The sequence below is a fragment of the Saccharothrix sp. ALI-22-I genome, from assembly GCF_001984175.1.
Lineage (GTDB): Bacteria > Actinomycetota > Actinomycetes > Mycobacteriales > Pseudonocardiaceae > Actinosynnema.
This window is the reverse complement of record NZ_MTQP01000042.1, coordinates 57,148-73,672: the sequence shown is the minus strand read 5'-3', so window position 1 is coordinate 73,672 and position 16,525 is coordinate 57,148. Positions and strand designations below refer to the sequence as shown.

The following is a 16,525-nucleotide window of genomic DNA, read 5'->3' as shown; positions in this document are numbered from 1 at the left end:
ATGGCCGACCTGACCGAACTCGAGAAGCAGAGCCTGGACGAGATCCCGCACCCGTCGCTGCCCGAGGGCTCGTCGCTCTACGGCGGGACCAAGGTGTTCCCCGACTACCAGGCCGAGGCGGGCGAAACGTACTTCACCCTGGTCCACGGCATCGCACACGAGTCGTCGGTGAGCTTCGTGGCGATCCTCCAGGCGACCCGCGCGTTGCGGAAGGGCTTCGAGTCGGCGATCTACTTCTACGGGCCCGGTTCGCTGAACTGCCTGGCCACCCGTGGGTTCCCGACGACCGGCAACGCCGCGTTCCCCGGTGAGATGAACATCAACGACCAGCTCAAGACGTTCATCGCCGAGGGCGGCAAGGTGTTCTGCTGCCGGTTCGGCCTGTCGCTGCACGGCGCGAGGGAGGAAGACCTCATCGAGGGCGTCATCCCCACGCACCCGTTGGACGTGCAGGACGCGTTGATCCACTACACGCGCAAGGGCGCGATCATCAACTCCACCTACATGTTCTAGGGGGTCGTCGTGCGCGTTGGCATCGAGAACGACGTGATCGCGGCGAGAGTCGGTATCGCCGTGCAAGGGGTGCGCGTGGACGCGCCCGTGCGACGGCCGCAGGGCGCGGGTCCCAGCGACGACGGGCACGTCCTGGTCGACGGCGCCAACGCCGCACTACCCCGCAACCCCGACAGCCCCTACGAGGTGCGGGACGGGAGGATCTTTCACGGTGCGGTGGACACCGGGTTGTCGTTGACGGTCGTGCGGCGGCCGAAGTTCTACGACCTGGTGACCGCCGACGGCGTGCCGTACGAGCAGATCGCCCGGTTGCACGGCAAGGACGTGTTGGCGACGACCGTGGTGCAGACGTGCATGCGGTATGGCGAGGACCAGCGGTGCCGGTTCTGCACGATCGAGGAGTCGTTGCGGGCCGGCGCCACGGTCGCGGCCAAGACGCCCGCGCAGTTGGCCGAGGTCGCGTCGGCTGCCGTCCGGCTGGACGGCGTCCGGCAGATGGTGATGACGACCGGGACGACCGCCGGTCCCGATCGCGGTGCCCGGAACCTGGTGCGCAGCGTGCGGGCGGTGCTGGAGGCCGTGCCGGGGCTGCCGATCCAGGTGCAGATCGAGCCGCCGGGCGATCTGGGTGTGCTCGCCGAGCTGCGTGCGGCAGGTGCGACGGCGATCGGCATCCACGTCGAGTCGTTGGACGACGAGGTGCGCCGGCGGTGGATGCCCGGCAAGTCGACCGTGCCGCTGGCCGAGTACTGGGCGGCGTGGGACGAGGCGGTGCGGGTGTTCGGGTGGAACAAGGTGTCCACCTACCTGTTGATCGGTCTCGGTGAGGACGCCGATTCGATCGTGGCGGGTGCCGCGTCGCTGATCGAGCGCGGCGTGTACCCGTTCGCGGTGCCGTTCCGGCCGATGGCAGGCACGTTGGCGCGGCGGGACGGGGTGGCGGGACCGTCGGTGGAGCTGGTGGCCTCGGTGACGTCGCGGATCGCCGAGCTGCTGCGTGCGGCCGGGATGACCGGTGTCGGACAGGAGGCCGGTTGCGCGGCTTGCGGTGCGTGCGGCGCGTTGCAGGCGGCGGGCGGATGATCGCCTTCGACGGCACGCCCCGCCCGGCGGCGTCGGAGGTCGTGGCGCTGCTGGGTGAACGGCCGGTGCGACCGGGGTTCCGGATCGAACCGGCGGACGACGTCGCGGCGTACCGGGAGCTGCGGCGGCTGGTGTTCGTGGAGGAGCAGGGGCTGTTCTCCGGGACCGATCTGGACGAGCACGACGACGATCCGCGCACGGTCGTGCTGGTGGCGCGGGACGAGTCCGGGCAGGTGCTGGGCGGCGTTCGCCTGCACCCGGCGCGGGTCGACGGGCCGGACATCGGCTGGTGGCAGGGCGGACGGCTGGTGGTCGACCCGGCGTGTCGCGGCACGGGTGGCGGTTGGTCGGGGGCCTCGTTGTTTCAACCGACGTTCGAGGTTGGCGATAACACCGTTTTCTTTGAGTCGTCCGGGCAAGATCACCCGATCGTGGTTGGGGCGGGTGCGGTCGGCGGGGTTGGGTCGGCTCTGGTTCGGGCGGCTTGTGCTTATGCCGAGGCTACCGGGGCGTTGCGGTTCGACGCGACCGTGCAGGCGTCCAACGAGGTGTTGTTCAGCCGGTTGGGGTGGACGCGGGTGCGGGACGTCGTCGTGGCCGGGCGGCCGCACGTGTTGATGCGGTGGCCGATCGGCCGCATCGCCGCGTTGGTCGCCGCCACCAAGCGCGACCTCGGGCGCCTGCTGCACGGGCTGAACCCGGGTGGCGCCGGGTTCGTCGGTGACGACGGCGCGCCCGTGCCCGGCAGCGATCTCGTGGCGGCGTGTGACGCGATCGTGCCCTCGATGGTGGAGCGCTCACCCGAGTGGGCCGGGTGGTGCTCGGTCCTGGTCAACCTGAACGACCTCGCCGCGATGGGTGCGGAACCCGTCGGGTTGTTGGATGCGGTGGGCGCGCGGGACGTGTCGTTCGCGTCCCGGGTCCTCAGCGGACTTCGAATGGCGTGTACCGCATACGACGTGCCGGTTCTGGGCGGGCACACCCAGCTGGGTGTGCCCGCCGCGCTCTCGGTCACGGCGCTGGGGCGTACCGCGCACCCTGTGCCGGCCGGCGGCGGGAAGCCGGGACATCACGTCAGGCTCACCGCTGATCTGGGAGGTGGGTGGCGGGCGGGCTACCAGGGACGCCAGTGGGACTCGACGTCCACCCGCCGCACGCCCGAACTGCGCGCCATGCTCGGCTCGGTGGCCGCCGCACGCCCGAAAGCCGCCAAGGACGTGTCCATGGCCGGTGTCGTCGGCACGCTCGGGATGCTCGCCGAGGCCAGTGGCTGCGCCGCCGTGCTCGACGTGGGCGCGGTGCCACGACCACGCGAGGCGAGCGCGGGGGACTGGCTCACCTGCTTCCCCGGCTTCGCCATGCTCACCGCCGGCGAACCGGGCACCCCGGCCCCGCCCGCCGGACCGGCCGAGAGCGCGGTGTGCGGCGAGCTGGTCGCCGGGCGCGGTGTCGCGTTGCGCTGGCCGGACGGAGACGTCACCGAAGCAGTCACGGACGCCGTGACGGGAATGGGGATCGCATGAGCGTCCTGCGCGTGGCCGCCGCGGCGGCGCCGTTCGACCGCGATCTGGAAGCCGATTTCGGCCGGGTGGCCGAGCTGATCGAGGGCGCGAAGGCGGCAGGGGTCGGTCTGCTCGCGCTGCCCGAGGCATGCCTCGGCGGCTACCTGTCCACTCTGGATGGCAGCGCGGACGGTCCGCCCGCGTTGGCGCTGGACGGTCCCGAGATCGCCAGGCTGGCGGCGCTCGCGGGTGACCTGGTCGTCACCGCCGGGTACTGCGAGCTGGCCGACGGCGTGCGCTACAACAGCGTCGTCTGCGTGACCGGCGACGGCGTGCTCGGCAACCACCGCAAGGTGCACCAGCCGTTGAACGAGAACGCCAGCTACGGCGCGGGCGACGGTTTCGCCGCGTTCGACACGCCGGTCGGCCGGCTCGGCATGATGATCTGCTACGACAAGGCGTTCCCCGAGTCCGCCCGCGCGCTGGCGCTGGACGGAGCCGAGATCGTGGTGTGCGCGTCGGCGTGGCCGGGCAGCCGCACGAACGCCGCCACCGACCTGGCCGAGGACCGGTGGACCCGCCGGTTCGACCTGTTCGACCGGGCGCGGGCGTTGGAGAACCAGGTCGTGTGGGTGTCGGCGAACCAGTCCGGCGAGTTCGGCTCGCTGCGGTTCGTGGCCAGCGCCAAGGTGGTCGACCCCGGCGGTGACGTGCTCGCCACCACCGGGGTCGCGGCGGGCGTGGCGGTGGCGGAGATCGACGTGGCGGCGGCGTTGGAGGCGGCCCGCCGGTCGATGGGTCACCTGCGGGACCGCAGGCCGGAGGCCTACCAGCCGGTGGACGACGATCTCGCCCGGGCATGATGCACTCGTGAGCACCCTTCGCATCGGGGCCGCGGCGGCGGCGTTCGGCCGCGACCTCGACTTCGACCTGCGCCGCATCGGCACTCTCATCGACCACGCCCGGCGGTCCGGCGTCGGGCTGCTGGTGCTGCCCGACGCCGCGCTCGGCGGCTACCTGGCCGACCTGCGGCACCCGGACCCCGACGCGTTGCCGCCCGCGTTGGACCCGGACGGCCCGCTCATCGGGGAGGTCGCGCGGATGGCGGCGGAGATGGTGGTGTGCGTGGGGTACTGCGAGGCCGACGGCGACGACCGGTACAACAGCGCGGTGTGCGTCAACGGCGACGGTGTGCTCGGCAGGCACCGCAAGGTGCACCAGCCCGCCGGCGAGTCCATCGCCTACCGGGCGGGCGACGAGTTCACCGCGTTCGACACGCCCGTGGGTCGGCTCGGGATGCTCATCGACTACGACAAGACGTTCCCGGAGGCGGCCCGGTCGTTGGCGCTGGACGGGGCGGAGATCCTGGCGTGCTTGTCCGCGTGGCCGACCAGCATCACCAACCGCGCGCCGCGGATGGCGCAGGACCGGCAGTCCCGGCTGTTCGACCTGTACGACTGCGCGCGGGCGGCCGAGAACCAGGTCGTGCTGGCGTCGTCCAACCAGACCGGCGCGTTGGGCGGGATGAAGTTCCTCGGCCAGGCCAAGGTGGTCGGTCCGGGTGGTGAGGTGCTGGCGCGCACGTGGTCCAAGGCCGGGATCGCGGTGGCGGAGACCGATCCGCCGGTCGAGATCGCCAAGGCGCGCCGGGTGCTCAGCCACCTGGCCGAGCGGAAACCGGCGGCGTACGCGTGAGGGTCGCGCTGCTGACCTACTCGTCCAAGCCGCGTGGCGGGGTGGTGCACACGTTGGCATTGGCGGAGGCGTTGGCTCTCGCCGGTGCGGACGTCACGGTGTGGACGTTGGGGCGGGGTGGGGACACCGGGTTCTTCCGGCCGGTGGACCGGCGGGTGGCGTTGCGGGTGGTGCCGTTCCCGGAGGTGGACGGTGAGGAAGTCGGGGCGCGGATACTGCGGTCGATCGCCGTGCTGCGGGAGGCGTTCGACCCGTCCGGGTTCGACGTCGTGCACGCGCAGGACTGCATCAGCGCCAACGCGGTGGACGTGTGCGTGCGGACGGTCCACCACATCGACCACTTCACCACGCCGGAGTTGGCGGCCTGCCACGAGCGGGCTCTGACGTCACCGGTCGCGCACGTGTGCGTGTCCACGGCGGTGGCGGGGGAGTTGCGGGACGGGTGGGGGATCTCGGCCGAGGTGATCCCCAACGGAGTGGATGCGGCACGGTTCGCCCGTGCGGAGCGGCGCGGGTGGGAGCACTTGGGGCGGTATGTGCTCGCGGTGGGTGGGATCGAGCCGCGCAAGGGGTCTCTCGACCTGCTGGACGCTTACGCCTTGTTGCGGGCTCGGCATCCCGATGTGCGGTTGGTGATCGCGGGCGGGGAGACGTTGTTCGACTACCGGGACTACCGGGCCCGGTGGGAGGAGCGGGCCCGGGAGTCGGGCGTGGAGCCGGTCGTGCTCGGGCCGGTGGACCACGACGCCTTGCCGTCGTTGGTGGCGTCGGCGGCGGTGTTCGCGTTCCCGTCCACGAAGGAGGGGTTCGGGCTGGCGGCCATGGAGGCGTTGGCGGCCGGTGTGCCGTTGGTGGCGCGTGACCTGCCGGTGTTGCGGGAGGTGTTCGACGGTGCGGCGCGTTTCGCCGTCACACCGTCCGGGTTCGCGGAGGCGTTGGCCGATGCGTTGGCCGACGGCGGGGCGTTCACCGAGGCCGGCAGGGCGCTGGCGGACCGCCACACGTGGGCGGAGGCGGCCCGACACCACCTCACGTTCTACCGCTCGCTACTCGACCAGGGCGTTCTGAGCGTTGAACCCGGGGAGCCTGAACGGAGGACACACCCGTTCCGGGTGTAGGACACACGACCTGGGGCCGGCTGTGCAGTGTGTATACGGCCACGTCGGCGGCGTGAAGTACCCAGGGGTCCGCCACGGTGAGCAGCACGAATCCGATGGTGAACGGGCGGCCGGACCACGCCGTCGGGCAGCGGTGACGGGCGGTCCGCCCTACCCGGACACGTGCTTGGCACGTTGTTCGGCGACCCAGGTCGCGATCTGCGCGCGGGAGGTGAACCCGAGTTTGGTGAGGATGTTCTCGGTGTGGGTTTCCGCGGTGCGCACGGAGATGACGAGTCGGGTGGCGATATTTTTGCTGGTCAGGCCTTCGGCGATCAGTTCGGCGATCTCCCACTCGCGGCGGGTCAGCAGTCGCGGCGCCTGTGTCGGCACGGTCGCCGTCTGCAGGGGAACCTCGCCCAGGGCGAACGCCACGGCATCGTCCGTGCTCATCACCCGCCCGCGCTCGAACGCCGCCTCGAACCGCTTGCGGCCGAGGCGTTCCCGCGCGACCCGCTCGCAGTCCACGTGGTGGGGGTACTGGTGCTGGTAGGTCTCCAGCGGCCGACCCATGATCTCCCAGAGCCGGTCCGCGATGCCGAGCAGCGTCGCCACCCGCTCGGGAGGCGCGAACGCCGCCTCCGTCCACGCCAGCGACTCGACCGACCAACCGAACCCGGTGAGGTCGCGGAGGTCCCGGCGCAGCCGGATGCTCTCCCGGTACAGCTCGGCGGACCGGTTGTGGTCGCCCTGTTGCATCGCGAACAGGCCGAGCGCCCAGAGGGCCCAGGACCGGTGGAAGCACTCGCCGGCCGAACCGGTGATCCGCAGTGACTCCTCGTGGCAGGCGTTGGCGCGGTCCGAGTCGCCGAGCAGTCCCGAGGAGATCGCACAGCCCAGCAGCATGTTGAGGCGCATCGGCAGGTCGACCCCGGGCGGCAGCACGGCCAGCCCTCGTTCGAGGATCTCGATCGAGCCGGGGAGGTCACCGCTGTACATCACAGCGCACCCGGACACCCAGCGCGCATGGGCGTCGATGGTGGGGTCGTCCAGGCCGCCGGCGATGCCCTCGGCCTCCTCCAGACGCCGGAGGCCGCCCTCCATGTCCCCGGCGCCCAGCGCCAGCGCGCCGTCGGTGAGCAGGGCCCTGGCGCGGACGGCGGTCGGCGGGCTCGGCTGGTCGAGCGCGCGCGACAGCCACAACCTGCCCTCCTTGGTCCAGCCGCGGCCCCACCAGTAGAAGTGGAACAGTGCCGCCAGCATTCGCATCGCGGGTTCGACCTCGCCGGGCTCGCCCAGGCAGTAGGCCATGGCCGCTTGGATGTTCGAGTGCTCCCGGTCCAGCCGGCCGAACCACTCGACCTGTTTGGGGCTGACCCAGTCCGCCTGGGCCCGTTCCACCAGCTCCAGGTACCAGTCGCGGTGCCGGCGGCGCAGGTCGGCGCGCTCACCGGTCCGCTCCAGCTGCTCCATGCCGAACTCGCGGATGGTCTCCAGCATCCGGTACCGCACGATGTCGCCGTGCTGTTCCCTGACCAGGATCGACTTGTCCATCAGGGACGCCAGCAGCTCCACCACGTCACCGACATCCAGCACGTCACCCGCGCAGACCTCTTCCACGGCGTCCAGCTCGAACGCGCCCGCGAACACCGACAGGCGCGCCCACAGCAACTGCTCCTCGGGGGAGCACAGGCCGTGGCTCCACTCGATGCACGCCCGCAACGTCTGCTGCCGCGCGGGCACGTGCCGCAGCCGGGTGGTCAGCAGGTGCGGCTGATCGGCCAGCCTGGCGAGGATGTCCTTCTCCGACAGCGCGCGCAGGCGTGCCGCGGCCAGTTCGATCGCCAGCGGGAGGCCGTCGAGGCGCTGGCAGATCTCCACGATCGCCGCGCCGTTGTGCTCGCCGACGGTGAAACCGGGCCGGATCGACGCCGCCCGTTCCACGAACAGGGCCACCGCCTCGGCGCGGATCAGGTCCTGGTCGGCGAATGGCAGGTCGGGGTCGGGCAGCGTCAGCGGCGGCACCGGCAGGGCGACCTCACCCTGGATGCCCAGCCATTCCCGGCTGGTCGCCAGGATCCGCAGCTCCCGACAGCGCTGCAACAACTCGGCGGCCAGCTCGGCGACCGCGTCGACCAGGTGCTCCGAGTTGTCCAGGACCAGCAGCAACCGGCGCGAAGCCAAGTACTCGATCATCAGCTCGACCGTCGTGCGGTCCGCGTTCTCCCGCAGGCCCACGGCCACCGCGACCGAGTTCGGCACCAGTTCGGGATCGCGCAGCTGGTCCAGCTCGACCACCACCACGCCGTCCGGGAACGCCCTGCGCACCGCGTTGGTCACTTCCAGGGCGAGGCGCGTCTTGCCCACCCCACCGGGTCCGGTGAGGGTCACCAGACGGGATGACGACAGCAGGCGCCTGACCTCGTCCACCTCGCGCCGACGGCCGACGAAGCTGCTCAGCTCCAGCGGAAGGCTCGACGTCCTCTGCCGAACGACGGAGCTCACACCACCGAACGGTAGTGCGACGCGCTCCGCCGCGCAGGGTGTGCCCACAACGGTTCGGCCACCGCCGGCACCGGAGCGGCGCCGACTTGCGAGACGTCAAGATTCCGCACCTCGTCCGCGGCTACTTCCAGGCTCGCCACGTCCGCTACGCGATCATGCAGGAACCGAATGGTTCCGGCTCGACATGAGTGGAGTGCTTGGTCGCTGCTGGGAGTTTCCCTTCGTGCGTCGGCGCTGCGGCGGTTAACGTGGTGGCAGAGCGTGGGTTCGGTTGAGCACTGAAGATCGAGCGGCAGCCGTGGGTTGCGGTGTGAAGGTGTCATGTCACTCACCGCTCCGGGCAGGGTCGGGAATCTGCCCCTGGAGCTGACCAGTTTTGTCGGCCGTCGGCGCGAGGTGGCCGAGGCCAAGCGGGTGCTGTCGGCCTCCCGTCTGGTGACGTTGACGGGGGTCGGGGGTGTCGGCAAGTCCCGGCTTGCGCTGCGGGTGGCCACGCAGGTGCAGCGGGCGTTCGACGACGGGGAGTGGCTGGTCGAGCTGGGCGAGCTGCAGGATCCGGAGCTGGTGGCGCACACCGTGGCCGACACCCTCGGGTTGCGGGAGCAGTCCACGATGGGGCCGGGCGAGCAGCTGGAGCTCTCGCCGGTCGCGAGGCTGACGGAGTACCTCGCTGCCCGGCAGGTGCTGCTGGTGCTGGACAACTGCGGACACGTGGTGGACGCGGTCGCGAAGCTGGTCGATGCGCTGCTGCGGTCCTGTCCGGGGTTGCGGGTGCTGGCCACCAGCCGGGAGCGGCTGGGTGTCGGCGGGGAAATCACGCTGCCGGTGCCGCCGCTGTCGGTGCCGGACCCCCGGCAGCCGCACAGCCTGCCGGGGCTGTCCCGGTTCGAGGCGGTGACCCTGTTCATGGAGCGGGCCGTGGCGGTGGTGCCCGGGTTCTGCCTCACGGCCGACAACGATGTCGCGGTCGCGGAGATCTGTCGCCGGTTGGATGGGCTGCCGCTGGCGATCGAGCTGGCCGCGGCGCGGTTGCCGGTGCTGTCGCCGGGGGAGATCCTGCGCCGCCTGTCCGACCGGTTCCAGCTCTTGGAGACTCGTCTGCGCGGCACGCAGGCCCGCCATCGGACCCTGCGGGCCTGCATCGAGTGGAGCTACGAGCTGTGCACGCGCGCGGAACAGCGGCTGTGGGCTCGGCTGACGGTGTTCGTCGGTAGCTTCGAGCCGGTGGCGGCCGAGAGCATCTGCGCCGGGGACGGCCTGGCGTCGGAGGATGTGTTTGAGCTGATGACCTCCCTGGTGGACAAGTCGATCCTGGTCTGCGAGGACGACGGCACCGTCGTGCGGTACCGGCTCTTGGACACCATCCGCGAATACGGTCAGGACAAGCTGCGGGAATCCGACCAGAACACCGAACCACGCCGGCGGCACCGGGACTGGTACGCCGAGCTCGTGGCGCGCGCGGACGCCGAGTGGATCAGCCCCCGGCAGGTGGACTGGTTCGCCCGCCTGGAGCGGGAGTACCCGAACATCCGGGCCGCACTGGAGTCCTGCCTCACCGAACCCGGCCAGGCCGGGGTCGGGCTGCGGATGGCCACATCGTTGTACCTGTACTGGTTCGGCCGGGGGCTGCTCAGCGAGGGCCGGCACTGGCTCGACCGTGCCCTGGCCCAGCAGCCGCGGCCCTGCGTGGACCGGGGCCGGGCTCTCTACGTCGACAGCATGCTGGCCGGGCACCAGGGCGACGTCGCCGCCACATCGACCCTGGTGGCCGAGGGACAGCAGGTCGCCGAGCAGTTGGGTGATGCCTCGATGCGCGCGCTGTTCACGCTCGCCTCCGGGTACCTGGCGATATACCGGGGCGACCTCCGCCACGCGGTCGCGCTGCTGGACGCCGCCCTGGACACATACCGTGCCGAGGGCGACATCCCCCGGCTGCTCGAAACCCTCCTCGCGCTCGCGCTGGCCAGCGAAGGGCTCGGGGACCCCGCCCGGGCGCTGGCCTGCCACGAAGAAGCACTGGCGATCACCGAGCCCCGCGGCGAGGTCTGGTACCGGTCGATCTCGCTGTGGGTCCTCGGGCTGGCGCTGTGGCAGCAGGGCGACCTCCGGCGGGCGACCGGGTTGGTGCGGGAGAGCCTGCGGTTGAAACTCCCGCTCAACGACCTGCTCGGCTTCGCCTGGTGTCTGGAGGCCCTGGCCTGGATCGCGGCCGGCGAGCCGGATCGCCGGCGCGCCGCCACGCTCCTCGGTGCCGTGCAGGAGTGCTGGCAGGCCATCGGCGCGTCCCCGGCGAAGTCCCCCCACCTGCTCGGCTACCACGATGAGTGTGAGCAGCGGACTCGTCACGCGCTGGGCGAGCAGGCATTCCAGGCCGCTTTCCAGCGCGGCGTGGACCTGGGCTTGACAGACGCGATCGGGTACGCCCTGGACGAGAAGCCGCAGCCGGCGCGGTCACCCGCCGGCACCACGACGACTCTCACCCAACGTGAGCAACAGGTTGCCGACCTGGTCGCCGAGGGCCTCACCAACAAGGGGATCGCCGCCCGGCTGGTGATCTCCCAGCGCACCGCCGAGAGCCACGTCAAGAACATCATGACCAAACTCGGCTTCACCAAACGCACCCAACTGGCCACATGGGTCACCGAACAACGAGAGAGTTAGGGAGCGGGGACGTGTCGTGCGTGGGCTTGTCCCAGGCCCGCGTCGGGTGGGCGGTGACATCGGTGATGCGCGAGCGCCTGGTGCCGTGTTCGAGGAAGGCAGACGCATGGAGCCGTTGGCCGACCAGGATGTCGCGGCGGAGGAAGTCCGCCGCGATGATGCCCTGGGCCTGGGCGGTGAGGAACTCGCGCCAGCCGATCCTGGCTGACTGACCGTCGAATGGCCGGTCGAATGGCCAGTCGAATGGGGCGATCGAATTCATCGAATACCCGCACTTTCGGCGGGAACGTCCGTCTCATTCGGCCGGATGGGCTGACGATCGTTGACCTTCGGCCCATTGGGCTGCGATAGTTCCCTACGCCAACATCATGTCAAGGGACATTCGCACCCGGCCATCGAAGCGCTTCGACGGGCGAGTGCGGTGACTTGGGCAACGTCGCCCGGGAAGAAGCGTCATGAACAGGATGCGTTCGGCCGCGATCGCGGTCGCATTGGTGGGATTCCTCCTCGGCACGAGCGGGGTCGCGCAGGCCGCGACCTGGTCGTCCAATGACAAATGGGGCACGTGGTCCAACGGCGGGTACACCGTGCGCAACAACGTCTGGGGATCCGGTGTCGGTCCGCAGTCGATTTGGGCGAACTCCTACAGCAACTGGGGTGTGTGGGCCGACCACCCGAACACCGGCGGCATCAAGTCCTACCCCCACTCGGCGAAGATGGTCAACCGCACGCTCGGTTCGCTGGGCAGGCTCTCCAGTTCGTTCAACGTGTCCCGGCCCGGTAGCGGCGCGTACGCGACGGCCTACGACATCTGGGCGAACAACCACGCCTACGAGATCATGATCTGGGTGAACAAGCAGGGCGCGGTCGGGCCGATCGGCTCCAAGGAGGCCACGGCGACCGTCGGCGGCCACACGTGGGACGTGTACCGGGGCTCGAACGGCTCCAACGCCGTGTTCTCGTTCGTGCGCACGAGCAACACCAACTCCGGCACCGTCGACGTGCTGGCGGTGCTGAAGTGGATCCAGGCACGCGGCTGGTACGGCGACGTCACGGTCGGCGACGTGCAGTTCGGGTTCGAGATCACCTCCGCGTCGGGTGGCATGGACTTCGTCTCCAACAGCTTCTCGATCACCACGTGACGGCACGGATCACCGTCGTCGCCACCGCCGGCACGGTTTCGCCGGGTCGTCCGGCGGCGCGGCACAGCGGCAAGTGCCTCGACGCGCTCAACGCCGCGACCGCGGACGGCGTGAAGCTCGTGCAGTGGACCTGTACCGGTGGCACCAACCAGCAGTGGCAACGCAAGAACGTGTAGTTCGGTCGGGGTATTCGGCAACCGTCCGACGCTTTGGCGGCTGCCGAATACCCGAATTGATACGGCGGCCCAAACGGGTCTTCACCTCGCGCAACCTCTTCGTTAAAGTCGTCCGGGAGCGGTCCGAGACTCGCGGCCTTTCGGTCCGGTAAAAGTCCTGTCGTCAATCAACACAGATGCGGCGGTATTCATGCTCTCCATCGGCAAAGTGCGGCCCGCGGTCGTCGTCGCGGTCACCGCGCTGGTGACCGCCGCGGCCATCACGACCACGGTTCCCGCCCAGGCGGCTGCCGGGTGTCGGGTCGCGTACAAGGTGACCAATCAGTGGTGGGGCGGGTTCGGCGCGGACGTGAGCGTCACCAACCTCGGCGACCCGATCACGAGCTGGCGGTTGACCTGGTCGTTCGCCGCGGGCCAGACGATCGGTCAGCACTGGAACACCAAGGCGACCCAGTCCGGCGCGCAGGTCACGGCCGACAACGTGAGCTGGAACGGCGCCCTGGGCACCGGCGCGAGCGCCGGGTTCGGCTTCAACAGCACGTGGAACAACGCGTCGAACCCGGTGCCCACCGACTTCGCGCTCAACGGCACGGTGTGCACCGGTTCGGTCGGCCCCACGACCACCACGACGACCACTTCCACACCGCCGCCGGACGTGCTCGCCCGAGCGCACACGGCGGGCCGGGTCAAGGCCACCACGAACGCCGCGCAGTACACCTGGCCCGGCGTCTACTTCGAAGGGCGTTTCCGCGGCACCGGGGTCGGGGTCGTGCTCAACGACGCCAACAACGACTACGAAGTCCAGATCGACGGGACGACCGCAGCCACCCTGGTCACGCCGGGCCGGACCACCCACTGGGTCAACAACCTGACCAACGCCGAGCACAGCGTCCGGCTGGTCAAGCGCACCGAAAGCACCTGGGCCGCAGGCGAATTTGGCGGGTTCGTCGCCGCGACGGGCGGCGAGATCCTCGCCAAGCCCACCGCGCGCACCCGGCAGATCGAGTTCATCGGCGACTCCAACACCGTCGGCTACGGCAACACGTCCACCACGACTGACTGCTCGAACAACGGCGGGGTCGCCCGGAACACCAACGCCAGTCAGAACTTCGGCGCCCTCACCGCGCGTTCGCTCAACGCCGACTACCAGATCAACGCCCAGTCCGGGCTCGGCATGGTCCGCAACTACAACGGTGGCAGCCCGGAGCTGGACTACCGCACCTTCTACGACCGGGGCTTGCAGCACGTCGCCGGCGACGTGTGGCAGAACCCCGGCACGTGGCGGCCGCAGCTGGTCGTGGTCGCCTTGGGCACCAACGACTTCTCGACCGCCATCAACCCGGGGGAGCGGTGGACCCCGGAGAGCCTGGTCGCCGCTTACAAGACCGCGTACCAGGGCTTCCTCGACAAGCTCCGCACCCGTTACGGCTCCAACACGGTCATCGTGGTCGGCGCCCTCAACTGGTCCAGCACCCCGGCGTTCGCGCAGGCCGCCGAACAGGTCGTCAAGGACCGCAACAGCCAGGGCGACAGCCGGGTCCGCTACTGGTACTACGAAGACCCGAGCTTCGACCGGCTCGGCTGTGACTGGCACTTCTCCCTCCGCGACCACCGGATCATCTCCGGATTGCTCAACAACTACATCGCCGCTCTTCCGCTTGCCTGGTGATCAGGGGTGGTGGTCGGAACCGGGCCGGTTCGGTCCGGTTCCGACCACACCGAGTCACCGAGCGCTACGAACGGCTGCGCAAGCAGGTCGGCGAATACCTGAGTGGAGCCCAGCGGGAGGGCCGCATCCGCGCAGACCGGGATCCCGGCCAAGCGGCCGCCGTCCTTCTCGCGCTGCTGGACGGCCTGCAGATCCAATGGCTCTACAATCGCGACGTGGACATGATCGCCGCCTTCGACGCCTTCTACGAAACCTGGCTGACGCCGCCCGTGGGTGTGACGGACGAGCCCGGCGACACGCAACCGCAAGGGGCGGAAAAGCTCAAGTGAAGCGAAAAGCCATCCTTGCCGTCGTCGGAACCGTCCTCGCCGTCTCGGGCGCCGGAGCGGTCGTCCTCATTTCGGGCGGAACCTCGTCCGAGCCGCCTGCCGCCGTCGGCGTCGTCGACGACCTCGCCACCCCCGCCCCCGATGTCGCTGCATCGAGCGCACCGACCACGACGAGCACGTCGGTGCAGGTCTCCGCCACATCCACCACTCCAGGTGTGGGGCGGGGACCCGTTCGAGACGGAGTCCTGCCGTACTCGGAAGGGGCGCTGTCCGAGGATCCGACCGCTGATCCCGGACCGGATCCGGTGTTCGCCAACGACCCCGATCTGCGCCGCAACGACGGTTACAGCTATCGGGCCGGCAAACCCGGTGACCACCAACTGGCCGAGGGGACCCTCGCGTTCCAGTACGACGTCACCGCGAACGCCCTCAAGGCCCGCCTGGCCGAACGCAAACCGGAACTTGCCAAGGCGACCGGGATCGCGCTGTACCTCACCGGCGGCACGGCGCTCTCCGACGGCGACCTCGCCGCACTGCAGGGCGTGCACCGCGACCTCGGCCTGGGCAACCTCAGCCGGCTCTACGTCTACAACCTGCGCAGCATCCAGGGTGGACGGGAGTGCACTCCCGCATCCGGGCTGCCGTGCGCGGGCCAGCAGGCCCGGGGCGGCAAGTTCCCCTACCTCTGGCACAACGGCTGGTGGGACACCTGGGTCAAGCAGCTCGTCCTCGACGACCTGGACGCAGTGCCCGACGGCGCGTTCAGCAACCACAACTTCAGCGAGGTGAGCCTGCGCGGCGCCCGGTCGATCGGCGTCATGGCCTTCGGCCACGCCCCGTACGCCAAGCTCAGCGTCCTGTACCTGCCCAGCGTCGAGACCATCGCCCACGACGCCTTCCGCCGCAACCAGTACCTGGTCAAGGTGAACTTGCCGAACGCGACCCGAGTCGACGACTTCGCGTTCGACGACGCCTCCCGTCTCCAGTACTTCACCGCGCCTCAGCTGCGACGGCTCGGTCGCAACGCGTTGAACGACAGCCACGAGCTGGTATCGGTCAACCTGCCCAAGCTGGAGTACCTGGGCATCAACTGCTTCGACCTGAACCACAAGCTCATCGGGCTGCGCCTGCCCGCGCTCACCGAGATGGACAAGAACGCGGTCACCGGCTTCTCGAACCTGCGATGGGTCCACGCCCCTCGCCTGACCACGGTCTGGCACAACGCCATCACCAACAACGCGAAGCTGACCACAGTGGTCATACCGGGCGTCACCCGGCTCGGACCGGGCGCGGTCCAGGGCAATCCGGCCCTGACCGCGGTCTACCTGGGCTCGACACCGCCGAGGCAGGAGGCCGACGTCTTCACCGGAAGTCCGATGGCGACGGTCTACCACACCGGCGATCCTGTGGCGTGGGCAACCTTCAAGCCGTCTGGCAACCCCGGGCTCGCGGTCCGTCCCAAGCCCTGATCGCGCACCCTGATCCGGGGAGCAGTCCCCGCGTCGGTGGCGCCCCGCTGCTCTACCGGCGACGGTGACTTTTCGAGCGGCACAGGCTGCCCAAGTGACTCTTCGCGGCGGTGGTCGTTGATGCCGTCGACCAGGTGCGGCACATGCCCGTCCCCGGCCGGCCCTGTTCGGTGATCCTGGCGCTGGAGACCGGACGCGGTTCCTGAACCGCGCCGCTGGATGCGGTCCGACTCGCGCCCGGTGACGATGCCGCGCATCTCGGGAACGTTTGTTCGGTAACCCGAAGGGTGGAATGCGCTACCGCGTTCCTCTGTTAACGCGAAATACCGCCTCATCCATTTGCCACTCGTCGACGGGTTGACTCCGGCTGTGCGAGTGGTGCACCCTCCGAAGCGCGGCAAATCACCCGGTCGCGTCGAGCGGGAACCTGACCGGGAGCGATCGGGGTAAGCGGCCGCGAAGGGGGAGAAATGGGGGAGCGCGGGTATCGCGTCGTGCGCAACGACGCCGGGCAGTACTCGATCTGGCCTGATGACCAGGGTGTTCCGGTCGGCTGGACCGATGCCGGCCGGTCCGGGACCAAGGACGAGTGCCTCGCCCACATTGATCAGGTGTGGACCGACCTGCGACCGGCGGGCGTTCGGGCCCGGTTGGTGGGGTAGCGCTAATACGTTCGCTCCGACC

Annotated in this window: 15 protein-coding genes; 13 read left to right on the top strand and 2 right to left on the bottom strand. The window is 69.9% G+C overall.

The window, feature by feature from the left end; translation table 11 throughout:
- Genes ALI22I_RS06335 through ALI22I_RS06310 form a run of 6 tightly spaced genes read left to right on the top strand, consistent with a single transcriptional unit; the run spans position 1 to position 5,911 of the window.
- Positions 1 to 513, top strand: a complete 513-nt coding sequence (locus tag ALI22I_RS06335) for an MSMEG_0572/Sll0783 family nitrogen starvation response protein (RefSeq protein WP_077004573.1) — start codon at positions 1 to 3, stop codon at positions 511 to 513.
- A gap of 9 nt (positions 514 to 522) precedes the next feature.
- Complete coding sequence (locus ALI22I_RS06330; protein ID WP_077004572.1) at positions 523 to 1,596, top strand: MSMEG_0568 family radical SAM protein; 1,074 nt, start codon at positions 523 to 525, stop codon at positions 1,594 to 1,596.
- Positions 1,593 to 3,119: an MSMEG_0567/sll0787 family protein gene (locus tag ALI22I_RS06325; protein WP_083751476.1), complete on the top strand. Its 1,527-nt coding sequence runs from the start codon at positions 1,593 to 1,595 to the stop codon at positions 3,117 to 3,119. Before ALI22I_RS06330 ends, ALI22I_RS06325 begins: the two co-directional genes overlap by 4 nt.
- Positions 3,116 to 3,961: a carbon-nitrogen hydrolase family protein gene (locus ALI22I_RS06320; RefSeq protein WP_077004571.1), complete on the top strand. Its 846-nt coding sequence runs from the start codon at positions 3,116 to 3,118 to the stop codon at positions 3,959 to 3,961. Before ALI22I_RS06325 ends, ALI22I_RS06320 begins: the two co-directional genes overlap by 4 nt.
- 7 nt (positions 3,962 to 3,968) lie before the next feature.
- A complete protein-coding gene (locus ALI22I_RS06315) occupies positions 3,969 to 4,793 on the top strand; it encodes a carbon-nitrogen hydrolase family protein (RefSeq protein WP_077004570.1) in 825 nt (274 codons plus the stop codon).
- Entirely contained in the window at positions 4,790 to 5,911 is a 1,122-nt protein-coding gene (locus ALI22I_RS06310; RefSeq protein WP_077004569.1) for an MSMEG_0565 family glycosyltransferase, read from the top strand. Before ALI22I_RS06315 ends, ALI22I_RS06310 begins: the two co-directional genes overlap by 4 nt.
- A gap of 150 nt (positions 5,912 to 6,061) precedes the next feature.
- Here ALI22I_RS06310 and ALI22I_RS06305 read toward each other — a convergent pair whose 3' ends face one another.
- Positions 6,062 to 8,395, bottom strand: coding sequence for an ATP-binding protein (locus ALI22I_RS06305; protein WP_179118120.1), 2,334 nt, complete (start codon positions 8,393 to 8,395; stop codon positions 6,062 to 6,064).
- Between the two features lie 321 nt (positions 8,396 to 8,716).
- Here ALI22I_RS06305 and ALI22I_RS06300 point away from each other — a divergent pair, with 321 nt between their 5' ends.
- Positions 8,717 to 11,056, top strand: a complete 2,340-nt coding sequence (locus ALI22I_RS06300; protein WP_077004567.1) for an ATP-binding protein — start codon at positions 8,717 to 8,719, stop codon at positions 11,054 to 11,056.
- On the opposite strand, the gene ALI22I_RS50475 is transcribed toward ALI22I_RS06300, so the two are convergent.
- Entirely contained in the window at positions 11,034 to 11,318 is a 285-nt protein-coding gene (locus ALI22I_RS50475) for a hypothetical protein (RefSeq protein WP_077004566.1), read from the bottom strand. The genes ALI22I_RS06300 and ALI22I_RS50475 overlap by 23 nt on opposite strands.
- A gap of 193 nt (positions 11,319 to 11,511) precedes the next feature.
- Here ALI22I_RS50475 and ALI22I_RS06290 point away from each other — a divergent pair, with 193 nt between their 5' ends.
- The 6 genes from ALI22I_RS06290 to ALI22I_RS06260 all read left to right on the top strand — a co-directional run bounded on the left by ALI22I_RS06290 (position 11,512) and on the right by ALI22I_RS06260 (position 16,503).
- Entirely contained in the window at positions 11,512 to 12,198 is a 687-nt protein-coding gene (locus ALI22I_RS06290) for a glycoside hydrolase family 12 protein (RefSeq protein ID WP_077004565.1), read from the top strand.
- A complete protein-coding gene (locus ALI22I_RS50470) occupies positions 12,195 to 12,374 on the top strand; it encodes an RICIN domain-containing protein (RefSeq protein ID WP_077004564.1) in 180 nt (59 codons plus the stop codon). The genes ALI22I_RS06290 and ALI22I_RS50470 overlap by 4 nt, the downstream gene beginning before the upstream one ends.
- Before the next feature lie 190 nt (positions 12,375 to 12,564).
- On the top strand, positions 12,565 to 14,043 hold the full coding sequence (locus tag ALI22I_RS06280) for a cellulose binding domain-containing protein (RefSeq protein WP_077004563.1): 1,479 nt from the start codon (positions 12,565 to 12,567) through the stop codon (positions 14,041 to 14,043).
- Positions 14,040 to 14,372 (top strand): TetR family transcriptional regulator C-terminal domain-containing protein, encoded by a 333-nt coding sequence (locus ALI22I_RS06275; protein WP_077004562.1) that lies wholly within the window; start codon positions 14,040 to 14,042, stop codon positions 14,370 to 14,372. Before ALI22I_RS06280 ends, ALI22I_RS06275 begins: the two co-directional genes overlap by 4 nt.
- Positions 14,369 to 15,841, top strand: coding sequence for a leucine-rich repeat protein (locus ALI22I_RS06265; RefSeq protein ID WP_179118119.1), 1,473 nt, complete (start codon positions 14,369 to 14,371; stop codon positions 15,839 to 15,841). The genes ALI22I_RS06275 and ALI22I_RS06265 overlap by 4 nt, the downstream gene beginning before the upstream one ends.
- Positions 15,842 to 16,311: 470 nt before the next feature.
- Positions 16,312 to 16,503 (top strand): MbtH family protein, encoded by a 192-nt coding sequence (locus tag ALI22I_RS06260; protein WP_077004559.1) that lies wholly within the window; start codon positions 16,312 to 16,314, stop codon positions 16,501 to 16,503.
- Positions 16,504 to 16,525: the final 22 nt, after the last annotated feature.

What these genes read in the sequence shown, in the direction of transcription:
- ALI22I_RS06325 (WP_083751476.1), top strand. Translation starts at nt 1,593, where the DNA reads ATGATCGCCTTCGACGGCACGCCCCGCCCGGCGGCGTCGGAGGTCGTG.
- ALI22I_RS06300 (WP_077004567.1), top strand. Translation starts at nt 8,717, where the DNA reads ATGTCACTCACCGCTCCGGGCAGGGTCGGGAATCTGCCCCTGGAGCTG.
- ALI22I_RS06280 (WP_077004563.1), top strand. Translation starts at nt 12,565, where the DNA reads ATGCTCTCCATCGGCAAAGTGCGGCCCGCGGTCGTCGTCGCGGTCACC.
- ALI22I_RS06290 (WP_077004565.1), top strand. Translation starts at nt 11,512, where the DNA reads ATGAACAGGATGCGTTCGGCCGCGATCGCGGTCGCATTGGTGGGATTC.
- ALI22I_RS06260 (WP_077004559.1), top strand. Translation starts at nt 16,312, where the DNA reads ATGGGGGAGCGCGGGTATCGCGTCGTGCGCAACGACGCCGGGCAGTAC.
- ALI22I_RS06335 (WP_077004573.1), top strand. Translation starts at nt 1, where the DNA reads ATGGCCGACCTGACCGAACTCGAGAAGCAGAGCCTGGACGAGATCCCG.
- ALI22I_RS50475 (WP_077004566.1), bottom strand. Translation starts at nt 11,318, where the DNA reads ATGAATTCGATCGCCCCATTCGACTGGCCATTCGACCGGCCATTCGAC.
- ALI22I_RS06320 (WP_077004571.1), top strand. Translation starts at nt 3,116, where the DNA reads ATGAGCGTCCTGCGCGTGGCCGCCGCGGCGGCGCCGTTCGACCGCGAT.